The following is a 17242-nucleotide window of genomic DNA, read 5'->3' as shown; positions in this document are numbered from 1 at the left end:
TCCAATCGCCGAACACAATAAGGATGCCAAGATGACCCGCTTTGCCGCGCCGATCGCCGAACAGATCTGGGATATGAAATACCGGATGAAAGACGCCGAAGGGCAGGCGGTCGACGGTTCGGTCGAGGACAGCTGGCGCCGCGTCGCGCGCGATCTGGCGCGCGTGGAAAAGGAACCGGCGAAGTGGGAAGAGAAGTTCTTCTCGGCGCTGGAGGATTTCAAGTATCTGCCCGCGGGTCGCATCCTGGCAGGTGCCGGAACGGGTCGTTCGGTCACGCTGTTCAACTGTTTCGTCATGGGCACCGTGCCGGACAGCATGTCGGGCATCTTCGACATGCTGAAGGAAGCCGCGCTGACCATGCAGCAGGGTGGCGGCATCGGCTATGACTTCAGCACGATCCGCCCGCGCGGCGCGGCGGTCAAGGGCGTGGCGGCGGATGCCAGCGGTCCCTTGTCCTTCATGGATGTCTGGGACGCCATGTGCCGCACCATCATGTCCGCCGGGTCGCGCCGTGGGGCGATGATGGCCACGATGCGCTGCGACCACCCCGACGTCGAACAGTTCATCGAGGCCAAGCAGGACAGCGCCCGCCTGCGCATGTTCAACCTGTCGGTCCTCGTCACCGACGACTTCATGGACGCCGTCCGTGCCGATGCCCCGTGGGAGCTGAAGTTCGACGGCAAGGTCTATCGCACCGTTCAGGCGCTGGACCTGTGGAACCGGATCATGAAGGCGACCTATGATTACGCCGAGCCGGGCGTCATCTTCATCGACCGGATCAACAAGGCCAACAACCTGTCCTATGCCGAAACGATCGCGGCGACCAACCCCTGCGGCGAACAGCCCCTGCCGCCCTATGGCGCCTGCCTGCTGGGCTCGATCAACCTGGCGCGTCTGGTCAAGAACCCCTTCACCGATGCCGCCGAACTGGACCCCGAGGCGCTGGACGATCTGGTCCGCACCGCGATCCGCATGATGGACAACGTCGTCGACGCCTCGAAATTCCCGCTCGAGGCGCAGGCGCTGGAGGCACAGAACAAGCGCCGCATCGGTCTGGGCGTCACCGGTCTGGCCGACGCGCTGCTGATGCTGGGCCTGCGTTATGGCGCCGATGACGCGGTCGAGCAGACCCGCGCCTGGATGAAGGCCATCGCACGCTCGGCCTATCTGGCATCCGTCGATCTGGCCAAGGAGAAGGGCGCCTTCCCGCTGTTCGACGCCAAGAAGTACCTGGCCTCGGGCTTCATGTCCAAGATGGACAAGGATGTGCGCGACGCCATCGCCAAGCACGGCATCCGCAACGCGCTGCTGACCTCGATCGCGCCCACCGGCACCATCAGCCTTTATGCGGGCAACGTGTCCTCGGGGATCGAGCCGGTCTTCGCCTATGCCTATACCCGCAAGGTCCTGCAGAAGGACGGTTCGCGGACCGAGGAAGAGGTCGTCGATTACGCCGTCCAGATGTGGCGCGATCTGAAGGGCGACGCCGAACTGCCCGATTACTTCGTGAACGCACAGACCCTGGCCCCCAAGGATCACGTCGCCATGCAGGCGGCCGCACAGGAATGGGTCGACAGCTCGATCTCGAAGACGATCAACTGCCCCGAGGACATCAGCTTCGAAGCCTTCAAGGACGTCTACATGTCGGCCTGGGATCTGGGCTGCAAGGGCTGCACGACCTATCGTCCGAACGACGTCACGGGTTCGGTCCTGTCGGTCAGCGAAAAGACCGAGGAGGCCCCCGAGGCCGATACCGGCGCCGATGTCGTCTATCTGACCGAGCCGCTGGACCGTCCCGCCGCCCTGGAAGGCGCGACCTACAAGCTGAAGTGGCCGGGGTCCGAACACGCGATCTATATCACGATCAACGACATCGTTCAGTCCGGCCATCGCCGCCCGTTCGAGATCTTCATCAATTCGAAGAACATGGAGCACTACGCCTGGACCGTCGCACTGACGCGCATGGTCTCGGCCGTCTTCCGTCGCGGCGGCGATGTCAGCTTCGTGGTCGAGGAATTGAAGGCGGTCTTCGATCCGCGCGGCGGTGCCTGGATGCAGGGGCGCTATGTGCCCTCGATCCTGGCGGCCATCGGCGGCGTGATCGAACGCCACCTGATCGAGACCGGCTTCCTGGCCGGCGAAGGTCTGGGCCTGAAGACCGATCCCAAGGCCGAAGTCATGGCCGTGGGCGAGGCTCCTCGCGGCCCGTCCTGCCCCAGCTGCGGCCAGTTCGGCATGCGGATGGTCGAGGGGTGCATGACCTGCCCCAGCTGCGGCCATTCCAAGTGCGGCTGAGCTGAACCATCGGTGATCGCCGCAGGGCATGTGATATGAAACGGCCCCGGAGGAAACTCCGGGGCCGTTTTCCTGCTGATTGGACCGGGATGATGACAAAGCGGCAAGGCCTTGCCCCACCGCCCTGTCGTCAGGTGATCGGATCAGCGGTCCGCTTTGGGCGTCCAGGCGAATTGCTGCATGGGGGCGTCGACCGGCGTGTCCGCAAGATGGTTGGTATAGTTGCTCATGACCTTCTGGGCGATGCCCAGCACGATCTCGAGCACCTGCTGTTCGCCATAACCCGCGGCATAGAAGGCCTCCAGATCGGCCTCGGTCGGGTTGCCGCGGCTGTCGGTCATCTTCAGCGTGAAGGTGCGAAGCGCCTCCAGCTTGTCGGTCGGCAGGGGCGTCTCATCGCGCAGGGCGTCGGTGATCTGGTCGTCGACCTTCATCATCTTCGCGATGCCGGTATGGGCCGGAACGCAATAGTGGCACTGGTGATAGACGTTGATCGACTGCCAGACGACGGTCTTTTCCTCGGCGTCGAACGAGGTTTCCTCGGCAAACAGGCGGTGCAGCACCTGGTATCCGTCCAGCAGCGACGGCGCTTGGGCCATGACGGCGTGCAGGCCGGGCAGGCGACCGAAGGCGGCCTTCGATTTTTCGATCAGCGGGACCGAGGCGGCGGGGGCGTTGGTTTCGTCGAGACGTTCGAACTTGGTCATCTTGTGGCCTTTCCTTGAGTGATGCAGTCAAACTGGTCATTCTTGAACGATTGCTCAAGATGTAATTTGAACGATCGCTCAAAATAATCGTGATGGCATTGCGCTTGGGCCCCATGCCGCCTTACATCGGGGTCATGGCACGCACTGCTTCATATGATCGCGAGGCCGCCTTGGAAGCGGCGATGACCCTTTTCTGGGCGAAGGGCTATCATGCCACCTCGCTAAAGGACCTAGAGGCAGCGCTGAACATGAAGCCCGGTTCGATCTATGCGGCCTTCCACAGCAAGGAGGCGCTGTTTCGCGCCACGCTGGACCGCTATGCCGGGCGCATGACCGCCGAGATGCAGGCGATGATCCAGTCCAGTCCCTCGCCCCTTGCAGCCCTGCAGCGGCATCTTGAGGGGCTGTCGGAGCTGACGCCCTGCAGCCGCCCCTCGACGGCCTGCATGCTGGTGAAATCTCTGCTGGAGGTACCGCAGGACGGAGATCTGCGTTCCTTCATCACCGCGCATCTGGACCGCGTCGAACAGGTGATCGGCGCGGCCCTGCGTGCGGCGCAGGCCAAGGGCGAATTGCCGCCCTCGGTCGATACCGCGCGGCTGGCCCGCCGCGTTCAGACCTATATCTTCGGCCTGAAGGTGCAGGCGCAGCGCGAGACCGACCCGCAGCGCATGCACGATCTGTGCCAGGATCTTGCCGCCGAGATCGGGCGCCTGCCTCAGTCCAGCAGCACCGAGGGCAGCCAGAGCGAGACCGCGGGCACATAGGTCACCAGCATCAGCGCCACGAAGATCGCCAGGTAGAACGGCCAGATCGACTTCAGCGCCTGCTCCATCTTGATACGACCGACGGCGCAGCCGACGAAGAGGCAGGTCCCGACCGGCGGCGTGCAAAGTCCGATGCCAAGGTTGATCAGCAGCATGATGCCGAATTGCGGGGGGTCCATTCCCAGTCCTTTGGCGATGGGCAGAAAGATCGGCGTGCAGATCAGGATCAGCGCCGCCATGTCCATGATCATTCCAAGCAGCAGCAGGATCACGTTGATCATCAGCAGGATGATGATCGGATTGTCCGAGATGGTCACCAGCAGGTTCGACAGCTGTTCGGGCACCTGGTAGAGCGCCAGAAGATAGGCGAAGGAACTGGCGAAGGCGATCAGGATCATCACCATGGCCGTGGTCCGGACCGCCCCCGTCACGGCTTGAAGGAAGGCCTTGAAGCTGAGGCTGCGGTAATAGAACACCGTCAGCAGTAGGGCATAGAGGGCACCGAAAGCACCGGATTCGGTGACGGTGAAGATGCCCGACAGGGTGCCGCCCACGATGATCACCGCCGTCATGAAGCCCGGCAGGGCGTCGACCGCGGACCGGCCCACGGCCTTCCAGCCGGGGAAAGGCTCGGCCGGATAATCGTGCTTGATCGACAGGACATAGGCCGCGACCGCCAGGCAGACGCACATCAGCATGCCCGGAATGACGCCCGCAAGGAACAGCCCCGAGATCGAGATGCCGCCCCCCGCCGCCACGGCATAGATGATCATGTTGTGACTGGGCGGGATGACGATTCCTGCGATCGAGCTGGTGACCGTCACGTTGACCGCGAAATCGGGGCGATAGCCGCGTTCCTTCATCACCGGCACCAGAAGCGAACCCAAGGCCGAGATGTCGGCCACGGCAGACCCCGAGATCCCGCCGAACAGCATCGACGAGAAGATGTTGACCATCGCCAATCCACCCTTCAGGTGCCCGACCAGCGCCGAGGCCAGCCGGACCAGCCGCCGGGCGATCCCGCCGTGCAGCATGACCTCGCCCGCGAAGATGAAGAAGGGAATGGCCAGCAGTGAAAAGACCGAAACACCGGCCGTGGCGCGCTGGAAGGTGATGACGGCGGGAAAGCCCTCGAACGCGAAGGCCGAGGCGGCCGCCAGTCCCATTGCGAAGGCCACCGGCATGCCGACGACCACGCCGGCGGCGAAGATGCCCAGAAGTATCGCCAATCCCATTACATGACCCCTTGATCGAGCGGATCGTCCTGGGGCGACCAGGCCCCGAAACGCAGGATGCGCAGCAGGCCGCGAAGGCCCGCGAAAAGGATCATCAACCCCCCAAGGCTTGTGATCGCGGCAGTGCGGACCGCCTCGGGCAGTCCCAGCATCGGCAGCACGGTGTCCATCCCGAAGGCCATCAGTTCCAACCCGGCCAGCAGGATCAGCGCCCCGAACCCTGCCAGCACGAAGTCGATCCCGATCATCACCAGCTTCTGCACCGGCAGCGGCAGCATGTCGCGAAACAGCGTGACGCCGATATGCGTGTCCTCATGCACGCCTGCGGCGGCGCCCAGAAAGGCGATATGGCAGATCAGCAGCAGCGCCAGCTGTTCGACCCAGGTGGGCGTCACGTTCAGCACGTAGCGGCCGAAGACCAGCCAGCCGAAGGTCAGGATCAGCACGACGAGCGCCAGCGAGGCCACGCCCATGCACAGCATTCGAACAAGGTCCAAGCCCTGTTCGACCCGCCGGTAGAGGATCGGTTCTTGTCTCATCATCGGATCTTTCGAAAGGCGGGGACCGCCCAAGGCAGCCCCCCTTTGCGGCACTACTGGGCGTCGCGGATTAGGGCGACCAGATCGGTCAGTTCGGAGTTCGCCTGCAGGAAACCGTCATAGACGGGGGTCATGGCATCCTGGAACGGGGCCTTGTTCTCGACCGTGTTCACCTCGGTTCCGCCGGCCTTGACGGTTTCCAGGCTGGCGGCCTCGCGTTCGGCCCAAAGCTCGCGCTGATAATTGGCGCTGGCGCGACCCGCGGCCATGACGATGTCCTGATGGTCCGGGCTAAGCTTGTCCCATGTCTTCAGCGACATGCACAGGCATTCGGGGATGATCAGGTGTTCGGTCAGCGACAGGTATTTGGCCACTTCGTAGTGATTGGTCGATTCATAGCTGGGCGGATTGTTCTCGGCCCTGTCCACGACGCCGGTCTTCAGCGACTGATAGACCTCGGCGAAGGCCATGGGGGTGGCATTGCCGTCCATCGCCGAGATCATGTCGACGAAAAGATCGTTCGACATGACGCGCATCTTCAGGCCCTCGACATCGGCAGGCGTGTTGATCGGGCGGACCGAGTTGTAGAAGCTGCGCGCCCCGGCGGCATACCAGCCAAGCGCCTTGATGCCCTTGGCCTCCATGCCGGCACCGATGGCATCACCGACCTCGCCGTCCATCAGGCGATACATCTCTGGGACCGAGGCGAAGATGAAGGGCAGGGAGACGACGTTGGTTTCGGGCACGACCGGACCCATCGGCCCAAGGCTGAATTCGCCAAAGTCCAGCGCACCAAGGCGTATCTGCTGGATGGCATCGGGCTGATCGCCCAGGACGCCGTTGTGGAAGACCTTGCCGGTGACCTCGCCTTCCGTCTTTTCGGTGATCTCGTCGACGACGGATTCCATCGCGATCGAGACGGGGTAATCCTCGACGTGGATGTTCCAGCCGCGCAGGTTCTGCGCCGTGGTGGCCGTGGCAAAGCCCGCCGAAAGCGCGACGATGGCGGTGGTGCGGGTGATACCAGCGAGCATGGTCATGCGGTTCCACCCTTGATGACATCTGCCGGGCGTCTCCTCAAACGCCCGAGGCTGGGGAACAGCATGTTTGGTTTCAATCTTGGATACAAGATGATTCGTAGGGTGTCGTGCCGGCACGTCCGCCTGCATCGCGAACTCAGCTGCGATCGTCCTCGAAATAGGCCGCGTTGTTGATGCGAATGGCGGCGATGGTTTCGTCCAGACGCGACAGGTGCAGCATCCCGGCACTGGCTGCGGCTTCGGGGTCGTTGGCCTTGATCGCGGCCGCGATGGCCTCGTGGTCGGCGATCAGTTCGGGCATGCGCCGTTCCTTGGCCAGGCCCAGAACGCACAGGCGGTCGACCTTGGCCTTTTCCGCGCGGATCACGTCGAAGGCATAGGGCACGCCACCGATCTGGCAGATCTGCTGGTGGAATTCATAGTCCAGCACACCAAAGCCCGCATGATCATTCTGCGCCAAGGCCCTGTGCTGCATGGCGATGCAGGCATCCAACTGAAATCCATCGGCTTTCCCGCATTTCTTGGCCGCTTCGCGCAACGCGGCGGCCTCGACGGCGGCGCGAAGAAAACGGCTCTTCTCGATCGCCAGGGCCGAGAACTTGCGCACCTCGGTTGCCTTCTTGGGCCGCACGAGGATCAGCTCCATCGCTTCCAGGCGCCGGAAGGCGTCGCGGACGGGCTGGCGGGATACGCCGAAACGCTCGGCTATATCCGGCTCGGAGATGCGCGTGCCGGGCAAGAGGCGCAGGCTGGTGATCTCGGCATAGAGGAAATCGACGATCTCATCGACGATGCCACGCTTGTCTTGGGTCGGGGTGATCATCCTGGTCATGCGCATTCCTTGGGGTCAGGGTCTTATAATCCGCTTGGAGGCGGCATCGCCAGTCATTCCTTGGTTGCGGGCAGCGCAGGTGCGGTCAGCGCGGAAATACCTTGGATACAAACTTGGATACAAGAATTGACCCCTTGCGCGAACCCGTCCATATTCGGCCCCGGATCGTCTGGCTGGTCCGGACGCGGAAACGAAAGGAAGATGCCATGCGACTTGAGGGACAAACCGCCATCGTGACCGGAGGAGGGCGCGATATCGGCGCAGCCTGCGCCATCAAGCTGGCCGCCGAAGGGGCGAATGTGGTCATCAACTATCACGCCTCGGCCGAGGGCGCCGAAAGGGTCGTGGCCTGCATCCGGGATGCCGGGGGGAATGCCGTGGCGGTTCCGGGCGATCTGACGGACCCGCTGCAGGTCGAGGCGCTGGTCCGGACGGCGGTAGATACCTTCGGCGGTTTGCACGTGCTGGTGAACAACTCGGGCGGGCTGGTTGCGCGCAAGACCCTGCGCGAGATGGACATGGAGCATTGGAACAAGGTCTTGCAGCTGAACCTGACCAGCGTGTTCCTGATGACCAAGGCGGCCGTCGCGCAGATGCAGAAGGGCGCCATCGTCAATATCGCAAGCCAGGCAGCGCGCGATGGGGGCGGTGCGGGATCGGCGGCCTATGCGGCCTCGAAGGGGGCGGTTATGACGCTGACGCGCAGCCTGGCCAAGGAGCTGGGCCCCGACATCCGCGTGAACGGTCTTTGCCCCGGCATGATCGACACCGATTTCCACAATATCTTCACGCCGGATCAGGCGCGCCGCGGGTTCGAGGCTGCCGCTCCGGTCAAGCGTCAGGGGGTTCCTGACGATATTGCCAATGCGGTGGCCTTCCTGGCATCGGAAGACAGCGCCTTCATGACGGGCGTCAATATCGACATCAATGGCGGAATGCTGTTCAGCTAAGCGCCGAAGCCCTGCCATACGCTGGCAGGGCAAGGGCCGTTTGGTTACCGGGTCGGTAAAGGGTTAGGGGCGCGGTCAAGCTGCCCCGCCAGCCGGATCAACATGACGGCGACTGCGACGACCCCGGCGGCAAGGAAGGGGGTCGCGGCAAGGCCGATGCCCTCGACCGCGATGCCGCCCGCCCAGGCTCCGAAGGCAATCCCGAGGTTGAAGGCGCCGATGTTCAGCCCCGATGCGACATCGACCGCGTCGGGGGCCACCTGCCGCGCGATCTGCACGGTATAGGCTTGCAGGGGCGGCACATTGGCGAAGGCGAAGCCACCCCAGATCGCGATGGCGGCAACGGCACCGACCGGGGATGTCAGCGTCAGTCCAAGCGCCAGCAGGACGGCCGTCAGTCCGACGAAGATCACCGTCAGCGCAGGCACTGCGCCCATGCGATCTGCCAGCTTGCCGCCAACCACGTTGCCGATGGCGACCGAGGCTCCGTAAAGCAGGATCACCAGGCTGACCGCGCCTGCGTCAAAGCCCGTCACCTGCGTCAGCATCGGGGCCAGATAGGTGAAGGCGATGAAGTTTCCGCCGTATCCGACAGCGGTGATCAGATAGACCAGCAGCAAGCGGGGCGAGGTCAGGACGCGCATCTGCGCCCTCAGGCCCGGGGCCGTGCCTTGGCTCAGATCGCCGGGGATCAGCAGGGCCGAGGCGATCAGCCCGATCAGGCCCAGAACCACGACGCCAAGGAAGGTCGATTGCCAGCCGAAGCTTTGGCCGATCCAGGTGCCCAGGGGCACGCCGGTCACCAGTGCCACGGTCAGGCCCAGAAAGACCAGCGCGATGGCCGAGCTTTCCTTATCACGCGCCACAAGGCTGGTGGCGATGGTCGATGCGATGGCGAAGAAGACGCCATGCGCCAAGCCGGTCAGGAAGCGGGCGACGATCAGGCTCTCGTAACCCGGCGCGAAGGCCGCAAAGGCGTTGCCCGCAATGAACAGCATCAGCAGCGACAGCAGCAGCCGCTTGCGGGGCATGCGCCCGGCCAATGCGGTCAGAACGGGCGCGCCGATGGTCACGCCAAGCGCATAGAGGCTGACCAGCAGCCCCGCCGAGGGCAGCGAGACACCTAGATCGGCGGCAATGGTGGGGATCAGGCCGACGATCACGAATTCGGTCGTGCCGACGGCGAAGGCGCTGATGGTCAGCGCCAGAAGGGCAAGGGGCATGGGACACTCCTGTGGGTTTTCTCTTTCCCGACCCAGATGGCAGCGCTAGGCTTTTGCGTGAACGGACAGCTTGGCAAAGGATCATTGCGCCAGATGCACGAATTGCCCCAGACACGCGATCTTGCCGCCTTCGTCGCCGTGGTTCAGGACGGTGGCTTTGCCGAAGCGGGGCGGCGGCTTGGGGTGGCGCCATCGACGCTCAGCCGGACGGTGACGCGGCTGGAGGGGCAGCTGGGCGTGGCCCTGCTGCGCCGTACGACGCGGCTGATCGAGATGACCCCCGAGGGCCGCGACCTGCTGGAGGCTGCGCGCGACATCCTGGAACGCACCGAAGCCCTGGCCGAGCTGGCGTCGAACAGCCGCAGCCCGCAGGGGCCGTTGCGGGTGAATGCGCCGGTGCCCTTCGTGCTGCACGTGCTGGCACCGCGTCTTGAGCAGTTCCGCCGGGCCTATCCACAGGTCGATCTGACGCTGGAAATGACCGACACACCGGTCGATCTGATCGGCGCCCATGCCGATGTCGCGATCCGCTTCGGCCCGCTGCCCGACAGTGCCATGCTGCAACGCAGGCTGGGGCGCGCGCCATGGCGGCTGGTGGCGGCGCCTGCCTATCTGGATCGTATGGGCTGGCCAAAGGCGCCCACCGATCTGGCCCGGCTGGATCAGGTGCGATTCCAGTCCCCCGATCACATCAATACCCTGCGCTTTCGTGGTCTGCCCGAGCCGGTGATCCTGCGCACCGCCGTCACCGCAGGCAACGGCGAGGCGGTGCGGCAACTGGTGCTGGGCGGCATGGGCGTGGCCCGCTTTTCGCAGTTCATGGTCGCCGAGGATCTGGAGGCGGGTCGGCTGGTCCCCTTGTTCACCGACGATCTGCTGGCCGATCCCTTGGATGTCACCGCGCTTTACCTGACGCGCTGCTCGGGACTGCGGCGTTTGGCCGTTTTCCTGGACTGGCTGGAGGGTATCGTCTGACGACAGCCCGACATGAAAAATGCCCGGTCCTTCGACCGGGCATTTCGGGTTTTCAGTGCGGGGAAATCAGGGCAGCTTGTAGGCCATGATGTAATCGCCCGGCTTGGTGCCGACCGAGCCGTGACCACCGGCCACGATGACGACATATTGTTCGCCATCCTGCTCATAGGTCATGGGCGTGGACTGACCGCCTGCGGGCAGACGGGTTTCCCACAACTGATCGCCGGTCGTCAGATCATAGGCGCGCAGATAGTCGTCCACCGCCGCGCCCAGGAAGGCGACGCCGCCACGGGTGATCATCGGACCGCCGATGCCCGGAACGCCCAGCTTGATCTTCAGGGGCAGGGGCGTCATGTCCTGGATCGTGCCGTTCTTGTGCTTCCAGACAACACTTTCGCTGTTCAGATCGGCACCGGCGACAAAGCCCCAGGGCGGGGCCGTGCAGGGCACGCCAAGCGGGCTGAGGAAGGGACCCATGAAGACGCCGTAGGCAGCGCCCTCGTTGCGGTTCAACCCCTGTTCGCTGGCCTTCTCATCCGCGCCCTTCGGGGGGATTTCGCTGGCCGGAACCAGCCGCGAGGTGAAGGGCAGATAGGTCGGCATGCCGAACATCACCTGGCGTTCGGGATCGACAGCCACCGAACCCCAGTTGAAGGTCCCGAAGTTGCCCGGATAGACCAGCGTGCCGTTCAGCGAGGGCGGCGTGTACTGCCCTTCGTAGTCCAACCCGTGGAACTGGATGCGGCACATCATCTGGTCGATCATCGTGCCGCCCCACATGTCCGCGCCCGTCAGACGGTCGGGACGGAAGGTCAGCGCCGAGATGGGCTGCGTGGGGGAAGCATCCTCGCCGGGGATCTTGCTGGGTGCCGCGGGCAGTTCGTCGCGCGGGCTCAGCGGCTCGCCGGTGCGGCGATCCAGGATCCAGATGTCGCCCTGCTTGGTGGGGCCGACAAGGGCGGGAACGCTCTCGCCGTCGCGCGTCAGGTCGATCAGCACCGGCTGGGCGGGAACGTCCATGTCCCACAGGTCGTGATGCACGGTCTGGCGAATCCACTGTTCCTGACCCGTCGCGATGTCCAGCGCCACGATGGCCGAGGAACGCGCCTCGACTTCCGGGGTGCGGTTCATGCCCAGCTGGTCGGGAACCTGGTTGCCGGTGGGGATATAGACAAGGCCCAACTCCTCATCGGCGGAAAACACCGACCAGCTGTTGGGCGAATTGGTGGTGTAACGCTCGCCACCCTCGATATCGATGGGGGTGGTGTCCTCGGGGGCGCCGCTGTCCCAGTTCCACAGCAGCTCGCCCGTGTCGATGTCGAAGGCGCGGATGACGCCCGACTGCGACTTGGTCGAGAAGTTGTCGTTGACGGCGCCGCCGATGATCAGCTTGCCATCGACCGCAACCGGGGGCGAGGTCGAATAGTAGTAGCCCGCCGGGTTGTATTCCATCCCGCGTTCCAGACGCAGGGTACCGTCTTCACCGAAGAAGCTGCAGACCTCACCGTTGTCGGCATTCAGCGCGATCAGGCGGGCATCGGCGGTGGGCAGATAGACGCGGCGCAGACATTCCGCAGCGGCAGCGGCCCGCATCGCGGTATCGTCGCTGGGTGCGTCCTGTTGGTCCGCATCGGCAGGGGTTGCCGCATCATCAGTGCCAGGCTGCTGTTCCGCCGGGGTGGGGGAGGCCGCAACTTCGGGGGCCTGCCAATAGGTGACACCGCGGCAGGTCTGGTGCTGACGATCCGGGTTCATCCCCGAATTCGCGTCAAAGCGCCAGTTTTCCTTGCCGGTCTTCGCGTCGATCGAGATGGCGATGTTATGCGGCGTGCAGACATAGAGGCTGTCGCCGACCTTCAGCGGGGTGACCTGATAGGTGGTCTCGCCCACGTCGTCGGGACGCTTGACGTCGCCGGTCTGATATTGCCACGCCAGTTCCAGATCGGCCACGTTCGCGGGCGTGATCTGTTCCAGCGGCGACCAGCGCTGGCCATAGTTGCTGCGGCCGTACTGGTGCCATTCGCCGTCTTCCATCGGGTTGCCGGTATTAGCCTCGGTGGTCAGCTTCTCGGTCGGCAGCCCGCCGATGATGCGGCTGGGTTCCTGGAACAGAGAATAGCCAGCAACCACGATCGACACGACCGATGCTGCGGCCACGGGCAGGGCTGATGCCGCACGCGGCGCGCCAACCTCGGTGCGTTCGCCAAGGCCGCGGCGGAAGACCGGCAGGCACAGGATCAGTGCGATCAGCACCAGGATGCCGCCACGCGGGGCCAGTTGCCACCAGTCGAAGCCGACTTCCCAGACCGCCCAAGCCAGGGTTCCCACGACGATGGCCGCGTAAAGCCACAGCGCGGCCGCCTTGCGGCAGAACATCAGAAGGGCGGTGACCAGCAGCGCGACCCCCGTGATGACATAGTAGAGACTGCCTCCCAGCATTGCCAGTTTCGTGCCGCCAACGGCCAGCGCCAAACCAAGCAATCCAAGAATGCAGGACATGAATGAGACCATCATGATGATCTTCCTTTTTTGTCCATATCGGCATCGGGCACGAAAAGAGGAGGAGGGGTGCCGGATGCGATTCATGAAAATCAGAAAAGGTCCGGATCACGCCGCGATGATGTACCGTTGCATGCCGAACCTGCGGGCCTGTTAAACCTCATGGATATGTAACGCAATCAATCGGCCCCGCCCCGTCATGGCCGGAAGGCGCCTCATGGCAGGTCTGGGTGCCTTGGTTTCAACACGGTTGCGTGAGCTTCGGTTCCGGTGGGGAACGGATTGCAACCCGACACGCGATCGAGTGTTATGGTCGCCGGAACATAACGCCGACAGGAATGCCGATGCCCCTTGCGACGAAACTGGCCTTCGGGCTCATCACCGCCCTGGCGTTCGCCGCGCCCCTTCGTGCCGAACAGATCACCGTCTTCGCGGCGGCCAGCCTGAAGACAGCACTGGACCGTGTTGCAGACGACTGGAACGCGGGGGCTCAGGATCAGGTCGTGGTGTCCTATGCGGGCAGTTCGGCGCTGGCCAAGCAGATCCAGAAGGGGGCACCGGCAGACATCTTCATCTCGGCAGCGGTGGATTGGATGGACCTGCTGCAGGATCAGGACCTGATCGCCGCCGACAGTCGCGTCGATCTGCTGGGCAACAGCCTGGTGCTGATCGGCGGGCAGGGGGCCGACCCGGTCGATCTGGGGCCGGGGTTCGATCTTGCCGGGCTGCTGGGTCAGGGCAAGCTGGCGATGGCACTGGTCGATTCCGTCCCTGCGGGTGTCTATGGCAAACAGGCGTTGGAATCACTGGGCCTTTGGGATGGCGTGGCGGCCAAGGTCGCGCAAGCCGACAATGTTCGCGCTGCGCTGGCGCTGGTGGCCAGCCAGGAGGCGCCATTGGGCGTGGTCTATGCCACCGATGCCGCAGCCGAGCCGCAGGTCGCCGTCCTCGGACGCTTTCCCGACGACACCCACGACCCCATCATCTATCCCGCAGCCCTTGTCGCAGGCGGCCATCCGCAGGCGCAAGCGTTTCTGGACCACCTGATGGGCCGCGATGCGGGGCTGGTCTTCAAGAAACAGGGCTTCACCCTGATCGACCGGGATGAATGATACCCTTGGCCTGACATTGCAGGAATGGCAGGCGGTTGCCCTGTCGCTCAAGGTGTCGCTTTGGGCGACGGTCGTCAGCCTGCCGTTTGGCATCGCGGTGGCCTATCTGCTGGCGCGTCGGCAATTCTGGGGCAAGCAACTGCTGAACGGGCTGGTCCATCTGCCGCTGATCCTGCCGCCCGTGGTCACGGGGTACCTGTTGCTGGCGGGCTTTGGAAGGCGCGGTCCCATTGGCGGGTTTCTGGACGACTGCTGCGGCATCGTGCTGGCGTTTCGCTGGACGGGGGCGGCGCTGGCGGCGGCGATCATGGCCTTTCCGCTGATGGTCCGCGCCATCCGCCTGGCGATCGAGGCGGTCGATCCCCGGCTGGAACAGGTTGCCGGCACCTTGGGTGCCAACTGCCTCTGGGTCTTTCTGACGGTAACCTTGCCGCTGATCCTGCCCGGCATCATCGCCGGGGCCATTCTGGCCTTTGCCAAGGCGATGGGCGAATTCGGCGCCACCATCACCTTCGTCAGCAACATTCCCGGCCAGACCCAGACCCTGCCCTCGGCCATCTATTCTTTCCTGCAGGTCCCGGGCGGAGAGGCGTCCGCCCTGCGCCTTGTCGCCATCGCCGTGGCCATCGCCATGATCGCGCTGCTGCTGTCCGAATGGGTCGCGCGTGCCATCGCCAGAAGGATCGCGGGGACATGAGCCTGTCTGTCGCACTCCGTCACCGTTTTCCGGGCTTCACGCTCGACGTCGACTTTCAGGCGCAGGCGGGCGTCACGGCGCTGTTCGGGCGTTCGGGGTCGGGCAAGACATCGGTCATCAATGCGGTTGCGGGGCTCTTGCGACCAGAAGCGGGACGGATCACCTTGGACGGGCGCGATCTGATGGACAGCGCTACCGGCCGCTTCCTGCCGCCGCATCGGCGCGGGCTGGGCTATGTCTTTCAGGACAGCCGTCTGTTTCCGCATCTGAGCGTGCGGCAGAACCTGCTCTATGGCCGCTGGTTCGCGAGCCACGGTGACAGGATCGGCTTCGAGGATGTCGTCTCGCTCCTGGGGATCGGCGATCTTCTGCAGCGTCGCCCCGGCGCCTTGTCGGGGGGCGAAAAGCAACGCGTCGCCATCGGTCGCGCGTTGCTGTCGCGCCCGCGCATGCTGCTGATGGACGAACCGCTGGCGGCCCTAGACGAGGCCCGCAAGTCCGAGATCCTGCCCTATCTGGAACGCCTGCGCGATCAGACGCGGATTCCCATCCTCTATGTCAGCCATGCCATGCCCGAGGTCGCCCGCCTGGCCACCACGCTGGTCATCCTGCGGGACGGCAAGGTGATGCAGGCCGGGCAATTGGAAGGCCTGATGTCGGACCCGGACACTGCGGCCCATCTGGGCGAGGGGCAGGCAGGCTCGGTCATCGCTGCCCGGGTCCAAGCGCATGACGCGGACGGCCTGACACGTCTTTCGACCCCCTTGGGCGAACTGCTGGTGCCTCATCTGGATGCAGCGCCCGGCCATACGCTGCGCCTGCGCATCCATGCCCGTGACGTGATGCTGTCCCTGACAAGGCCGCAGGGGATCTCGGCCCTGAACGTCCTGTCGGCAAATGTCCGAAGCGTAGCGCCGGGAACCGGCCCCGACGTGTTGGTTCGACTGGCCGTCGGCCAGGATCACCTTCTGGCAAGGATCACCGCGCGATCGGCCAAGGCACTGGCGCTGGCCCCTGGCATCGCCGTGCACGCCGTCGTCAAATCGGTGGCCGTGACAGACCGCGGCTAGGTAGATCGGACAGTACGCAAGGCTTGCCTGAAAAACTGGCGAAAGAGATTGGAAATATGCCAAAAATGCCCTTGTCACCCCTTGGCGACATCCATATACGGATCAGCGGAGACGTGGCCGAGTGGTCGAAGGCACACCCCTGCTAAGGGTGCAGGCCCGAAAGGGTCTCGAGGGTTCGAATCCCTTCGTCTCCGCCACCCAACATCTGTATCGATAGGCACTGAGAGTTGTTTGCGGCCTCTGGTGCGTTTGAATTGCGAACCGTGTCGCTTCGGCGATGGCGCAATTCCTCGATCTTCCTCGGTTTTTCATTTCCCGCAATGACCGCAGGGGTATGCAAGGCGCATGCTACTTCCTTGGCGAGTAGAAACCCCAATGGTTCGTTTGATGTCAGGTTGTCTCACAGACAGGTGACTTTCTTTGCCACGAGTAGCAAACTTCGTGTCGCAGCAAACTCGGAAAACTCGTTTGACGTATCAGCTGTCTACAAAATTTATCGCCCGCTTTGCAGGCGACCTGCGTAGACCAATTCGTATCGACCAAGGGGATTCGATGCTGCGCGAACAATATGGCGTAAGATCTGAGGTGTTACGGTGGCGAGGTGCTGCCTTGGACAGATAGCTAGCTCTCGTTCGGTGGAAACTTGTTCCAGCACATGATTTTAGGAAGTTGGCTCAAGCTTAGGGAAAGACAATGCTACGTTGACACCCTGTGCTTGGAAGTCTGCGCTGTACAGAACCTTTACTGTAAATCATGGGTGAAACGGAGCATCTGACAATCGTTTCAACTTGGCGGCACTTCGGACACAGCCCAGTAGGATTGCCGCTGCATCTTGACGCTATAAGATGAACCGAAGCTTGAAGCGGTGTAACCGGCAATCGTTTTGCAGCATGGAATATGCGGCGCCTAACGCATAGCTTGATAGATATCCGAATACCGTCGTCCCGCCGATCAGCGGGCGGCAAACTCAGCCAGGGCCGAACCGTACCGCAAGGCGCCGTCACCCTTCCATGGGATTTACGACCTGTCGGACATGGCGGTGACCAGATGTCGATCCGACATGATGCCGCGCGTGACTGTCTTTTTCATCAGGTGTGATCGCTCGTGATGGGGCGATACATTGATTTTGGTGCATACATATTAGTAACTACTTGCAGCGATTCCCCGCAGTGTGCAGGGAATCCAGCGGGGGCATTGGAGGCATCGGCAAGATGGCGCGGTCGCGTTGCGGTCGCCTTGCTTGCGCGTTTCGTCACGCGCGAAGGCCGAATTGAAACAGACATTGGACCGGGGCGACCAT

General features: G+C 63.6%; 14 protein-coding genes and 1 tRNA gene. 8 read left to right on the top strand and 7 right to left on the bottom strand.

The window, feature by feature from the left end:
* Window positions 1–31: 31 nt before the first annotated feature.
* Window positions 32–2296 carry an adenosylcobalamin-dependent ribonucleoside-diphosphate reductase gene (locus tag DDE75_RS09610; RefSeq protein ID WP_108502172.1) on the top strand — a complete coding sequence of 755 codons (2265 nt, stop codon included), beginning with the start codon at window positions 32–34 and terminating at the stop codon, window positions 2294–2296.
* 143 nt (window positions 2297–2439) lie between these two features.
* On the opposite strand, the gene DDE75_RS09605 is transcribed toward DDE75_RS09610, so the two are convergent.
* Window positions 2440–3003 (bottom strand): carboxymuconolactone decarboxylase family protein, encoded by a 564-nt coding sequence (locus DDE75_RS09605; protein ID WP_108502171.1) that lies wholly within the window; start codon window positions 3001–3003, stop codon window positions 2440–2442.
* A 182-nt stretch (window positions 3004–3185) separates the two neighbouring features.
* Between DDE75_RS09605 and DDE75_RS09600 the strand changes: the two genes are divergently transcribed.
* Window positions 3186–3770 carry a TetR/AcrR family transcriptional regulator gene (locus tag DDE75_RS09600; RefSeq protein ID WP_245894685.1) on the top strand — a complete coding sequence of 195 codons (585 nt, stop codon included), beginning with the start codon at window positions 3186–3188 and terminating at the stop codon, window positions 3768–3770.
* On the opposite strand, the gene DDE75_RS09595 is transcribed toward DDE75_RS09600, so the two are convergent.
* The 4 genes from DDE75_RS09595 to DDE75_RS09580 form a co-directional block, all read right to left on the bottom strand.
* A complete protein-coding gene (locus tag DDE75_RS09595; RefSeq protein ID WP_108502170.1) occupies window positions 3722–5005 on the bottom strand; it encodes a TRAP transporter large permease in 1284 nt (427 codons plus the stop codon). The genes DDE75_RS09600 and DDE75_RS09595 overlap by 49 nt on opposite strands.
* Complete coding sequence (locus DDE75_RS09590) at window positions 5005–5544, bottom strand: TRAP transporter small permease (RefSeq protein ID WP_108502382.1); 540 nt, start codon at window positions 5542–5544, stop codon at window positions 5005–5007. The genes DDE75_RS09595 and DDE75_RS09590 overlap by 1 nt, the downstream gene beginning before the upstream one ends.
* A 53-nt stretch (window positions 5545–5597) precedes the next feature.
* Window positions 5598–6584, bottom strand: coding sequence for a TRAP transporter substrate-binding protein (locus DDE75_RS09585; RefSeq protein ID WP_108502169.1), 987 nt, complete (start codon window positions 6582–6584; stop codon window positions 5598–5600).
* A gap of 136 nt (window positions 6585–6720) precedes the next feature.
* The gene (locus DDE75_RS09580; RefSeq protein ID WP_245894684.1) at window positions 6721–7416 is read right to left on the bottom strand and encodes a GntR family transcriptional regulator; all 696 of its coding nucleotides are present in this window, start codon (window positions 7414–7416) and stop codon (window positions 6721–6723) included.
* A gap of 206 nt (window positions 7417–7622) precedes the next feature.
* Here DDE75_RS09580 and DDE75_RS09575 point away from each other — a divergent pair, with 206 nt between their 5' ends.
* Window positions 7623–8366, top strand: a complete 744-nt coding sequence (locus tag DDE75_RS09575) for an SDR family NAD(P)-dependent oxidoreductase (protein ID WP_108502380.1) — start codon at window positions 7623–7625, stop codon at window positions 8364–8366.
* Between the two features lie 44 nt (window positions 8367–8410).
* On the opposite strand, the gene DDE75_RS09570 is transcribed toward DDE75_RS09575, so the two are convergent.
* Entirely contained in the window at window positions 8411–9589 is a 1179-nt protein-coding gene (locus tag DDE75_RS09570) for an MFS transporter (protein ID WP_108502168.1), read from the bottom strand.
* Window positions 9590–9682: 93 nt separating this feature from the next.
* Here DDE75_RS09570 and DDE75_RS09565 point away from each other — a divergent pair, with 93 nt between their 5' ends.
* Window positions 9683–10564, top strand: a complete 882-nt coding sequence (locus tag DDE75_RS09565) for a LysR family transcriptional regulator (RefSeq protein WP_108502167.1) — start codon at window positions 9683–9685, stop codon at window positions 10562–10564.
* A 66-nt stretch (window positions 10565–10630) separates the two neighbouring features.
* Here DDE75_RS09565 and DDE75_RS09560 read toward each other — a convergent pair whose 3' ends face one another.
* The gene (locus DDE75_RS09560; protein ID WP_108502166.1) at window positions 10631–13078 is read right to left on the bottom strand and encodes a glucose/quinate/shikimate family membrane-bound PQQ-dependent dehydrogenase; all 2448 of its coding nucleotides are present in this window, start codon (window positions 13076–13078) and stop codon (window positions 10631–10633) included.
* A gap of 329 nt (window positions 13079–13407) precedes the next feature.
* Here DDE75_RS09560 and modA point away from each other — a divergent pair, with 329 nt between their 5' ends.
* The 4 genes from modA (at window position 13408) to DDE75_RS09540 (ending at window position 16139) form a co-directional block, all read left to right on the top strand.
* Complete coding sequence (modA, locus tag DDE75_RS09555; protein WP_245894683.1) at window positions 13408–14175, top strand: molybdate ABC transporter substrate-binding protein; 768 nt, start codon at window positions 13408–13410, stop codon at window positions 14173–14175.
* Window positions 14168–14872 carry a molybdate ABC transporter permease subunit gene (gene modB / locus DDE75_RS09550; RefSeq protein WP_108502164.1) on the top strand — a complete coding sequence of 235 codons (705 nt, stop codon included), beginning with the start codon at window positions 14168–14170 and terminating at the stop codon, window positions 14870–14872. Before modA ends, modB begins: the two co-directional genes overlap by 8 nt.
* Window positions 14869–15942, top strand: coding sequence for a molybdenum ABC transporter ATP-binding protein (gene modC, locus DDE75_RS09545; protein ID WP_108502163.1), 1074 nt, complete (start codon window positions 14869–14871; stop codon window positions 15940–15942). Before modB ends, modC begins: the two co-directional genes overlap by 4 nt.
* A gap of 107 nt (window positions 15943–16049) precedes the next feature.
* A tRNA-Ser gene (locus DDE75_RS09540) sits at window positions 16050–16139 on the top strand.
* The last annotated feature ends 1103 nt before the right edge of the window (window positions 16140–17242 follow it).

The sequence above is a fragment of the Paracoccus indicus genome, from assembly GCF_003056335.1.
Lineage (GTDB): Bacteria > Pseudomonadota > Alphaproteobacteria > Rhodobacterales > Rhodobacteraceae > Paracoccus > Paracoccus indicus.
Note: the sequence above shows the minus strand (reverse complement) of the source record. Positions and strands in the feature narration are given on the sequence as shown.